The organism is Candidatus Bipolaricaulota bacterium, assembly GCA_021159055.1.
Taxonomy (GTDB): Bacteria; Bipolaricaulota; Bipolaricaulia; order UBA7950; family UBA9294; genus S016-54.
Genome location: JAGGSO010000133.1, coordinates 1 through 2,474 on the forward strand (window position 1 = coordinate 1; position 2,474 = coordinate 2,474).

Here is a 2,474-nt window from a genome sequence, read left to right on the forward strand (position 1 = left end):
GGATAGATGTCGTAGAGGCGCGGGTGGCGTCCAACGTCCGGGTGGCCGCCGGGGTCTTCCTCCTCAAACTGGAGGGGAAATACTCCGCCGCCCCGGGCCAGTTCTACATGGTGCGCGCCTGGGCCCGCGACCCGCTCCTGTCCCGTCCGTTGAGCGTGTTCGATCGCGATGAAAACGGGATCTCGTTCCTGTACGGGGTCCGCGGCCGGGGGACGGAGCTCCTCAGCCGGCTTTCGCCCGGGGACGCGGTCGGGCTCACCGGGCCGCTCGGGAACGGCTGGCCGCAACGGGCCGGGCGGATCGCCCTCGTCGGCGGCGGGCTCGGGATCGCGCCCCTCTACTACGCGGCCAAGATCCTGCGGAACGCCGATGTCTACCTCGGGTTCGCCGACGCGCCATACCTGGTGGATGAATTCGCGCGGGTCGCGGCGCGGGTGCTGGTCTCCTCCGAGACCGGCGCGGGTGGGACCGAGGGCGTGGTCACCGACATCTTCCGTCCGGACGGGTACGACGCCTGCTACGCGTGCGGTCCGCTCCCGATGCTCGCCGCGCTCGATCGGGTCTGCCGCCGCGCCGAGGTACCGCTGCATGTCTCGCTCGAGGCCCGGATGGCATGCGGGGTGGGGGCGTGCCTCGGCTGCGCGGTCAGGACGGTGCACGGGTACGCGCGCGTCTGCCGGGACGGCCCGGTCTTCCCGGCATCCGAGGTGATCTGGGATGGGTGATATGACGGTCGTCGTCGGCGGGCTGCGGCTGAAAAACCCGGTGATCGCTGCGGCAGGGACGTTCGGGTTCGGGGCGGAGTACGGGGAGATCTACGATCCGGCCCGGCTGGGGGCGGTCTGCACCAAGGGGCTCACCCTGCGCCCCCGGGATGGGAACCCGCCGCCGCGGTTGCATGAGACCGCGTGCGGGCTGCTCAACTCGATCGGACTGCAGAACCCGGGGATCGACGCGTTCATCCGCGAGGAGCTTCCCCGCATGAAGGAACAAGGGATCACGGTGATCGCCAACGTGTGGGGTGATAGCCCGGCGGAGTACGAACAGGCGGTCGCTCGCCTCTGCGATTCGCCGGTGGACGCGATCGAGCTCAACGTCTCCTGCCCGAACGTGTCGCAAGGCGGACCGGTCGGGGAGGACGCCCGCCGCACAGCTCGGGTGGTCCGGCGGGCGCGGCGGGCGTGCACGGTGCCGCTGTGGGTGAAGCTCCCTCCGGCAGGCGGGATCGCGGTCGCCCGCGCCGCGCAGGAGGAGGGGGCGGACGCGGTGAGCACGGTGAACACGTTCCGCGGGATGGCGATCGACATCGAGACCGGACGACCCGTGTTCGCCAACGTGGTCGCCGGGCTGTCCGGCCCGGCGATAAAGCCGATCGCGCTTCGGATCGTGTACGAGCTCGCCGGTGCGCTGACGATCCCGGTAGTCGGGATCGGCGGGATCAGCGACTGGCGCGATGCGCTCGAGTTCATCATGGCTGGGGCACACGCGGTACAGGTGGGTACGGCGAACTTCGTCGACCCGCTCGCCGCGGTGAGGATCGTCGCCGGGTTGGAGAGGTACATGGACGAGAAGGGAATCGGGAATTGGGAGGTGATCCGCGGCAGTGCTCAGCGGTAAGGAAGTAGAGGAGCTGTTGATCTCGGTGGGAGCGGTGCTCGACGGGCACTTCCTCCTCTCCTCCGGGAACCACGCCCCGCGCTACGTGCAGTGCGCCAAGCTCCTGCAGCATCCCGCGCTGGCGGCCCGGGTGGCGGGCTTGCTGGCGGAACAGGCCGAGGATTTGGGAAAGATCGATGCGGTCATCGGTCCGGCGCTCGGGGGGATCATCATCGCCTACGAGCTCGGGCGGGCGCTGGGGACCCGCGCGATCTTCTCCGAGCGGGACGCGGAGGGGAGGATGACGCTCCGCCGCGGGTTTGAGATCAGCCCGGGGGAGCGGATCCTCATCGCCGAGGACGTCGTCACCACCGGCGGCTCCTCGCTCGAGGTGGCGCAGCTGGTGGAGGGGCACGGTGGCGTCCCGGTGGGAATCGCCTGCATCGTCGACCGTCGGCCGACGGGGACGGAGCTCTCGCTCCCGGTGATCGCGGCCGTACGGATGGAGATCCCGGTCTATCCACCGGACGACTGCCCGCTCTGCCGCCGCGGGATCCCGTACGTCAAGCCGGGAAGCAGGAAGCGATAACGCTCACTCCATGGGCAGGCTCGGTCTTTGCTGCGTTGGGGAGCATGAACTGAAAGCCAGGCTGAGACTCAACTTTCCGCTCTTACGACAAGGACGATTAAACGGTGCGCGCTAGCCTGCAGGACTGGTGTTGCATTGCCGAGCCCGACCCTGTAGTCTTCCCGGGTGCACGGTACGAGATACTCTATTGTCTGAAACTCGTTTGCTGCAATGTGAGGATTCTTTTAAGGAGTGTCGGATGAATGTTCCCCGATGTATGAGCACACAGCACCCGGACAACGTACAGCCG

At 68.3% G+C, this 2,474-nt stretch carries 3 protein-coding genes; all 3 read left to right on the forward strand.

All coding sequences use genetic code 11. The annotated features are described in order from the left end of the window. Positions 1-2: 2 nt before the first annotated feature. The 3 genes from J7J55_06880 to pyrE are packed head-to-tail and all read left to right on the forward strand — an operon-like array spanning position 3 to position 2,185. Positions 3-725 (forward strand): dihydroorotate dehydrogenase electron transfer subunit, encoded by a 723-nt coding sequence (locus J7J55_06880; GenBank protein MCD6142423.1) that lies wholly within the window; start codon positions 3-5, stop codon positions 723-725. Next, a complete protein-coding gene (locus J7J55_06885; protein ID MCD6142424.1) occupies positions 718-1,617 on the forward strand; it encodes a dihydroorotate dehydrogenase in 900 nt (299 codons plus the stop codon). The genes J7J55_06880 and J7J55_06885 overlap by 8 nt, the downstream gene beginning before the upstream one ends. Further along, positions 1,604-2,185, forward strand: a complete 582-nt coding sequence (gene pyrE / locus J7J55_06890) for an orotate phosphoribosyltransferase (GenBank protein MCD6142425.1) — start codon at positions 1,604-1,606, stop codon at positions 2,183-2,185. The genes J7J55_06885 and pyrE overlap by 14 nt, the downstream gene beginning before the upstream one ends. Positions 2,186-2,474: the final 289 nt, after the last annotated feature.

Excerpts from the sequence above, each read along its gene's own strand:
- J7J55_06885 (MCD6142424.1), top strand. The coding sequence starts at position 718 with ATGGGTGATATGACGGTCGTCGTCGGCGGGCTGCGGCTGAAAAACCCG.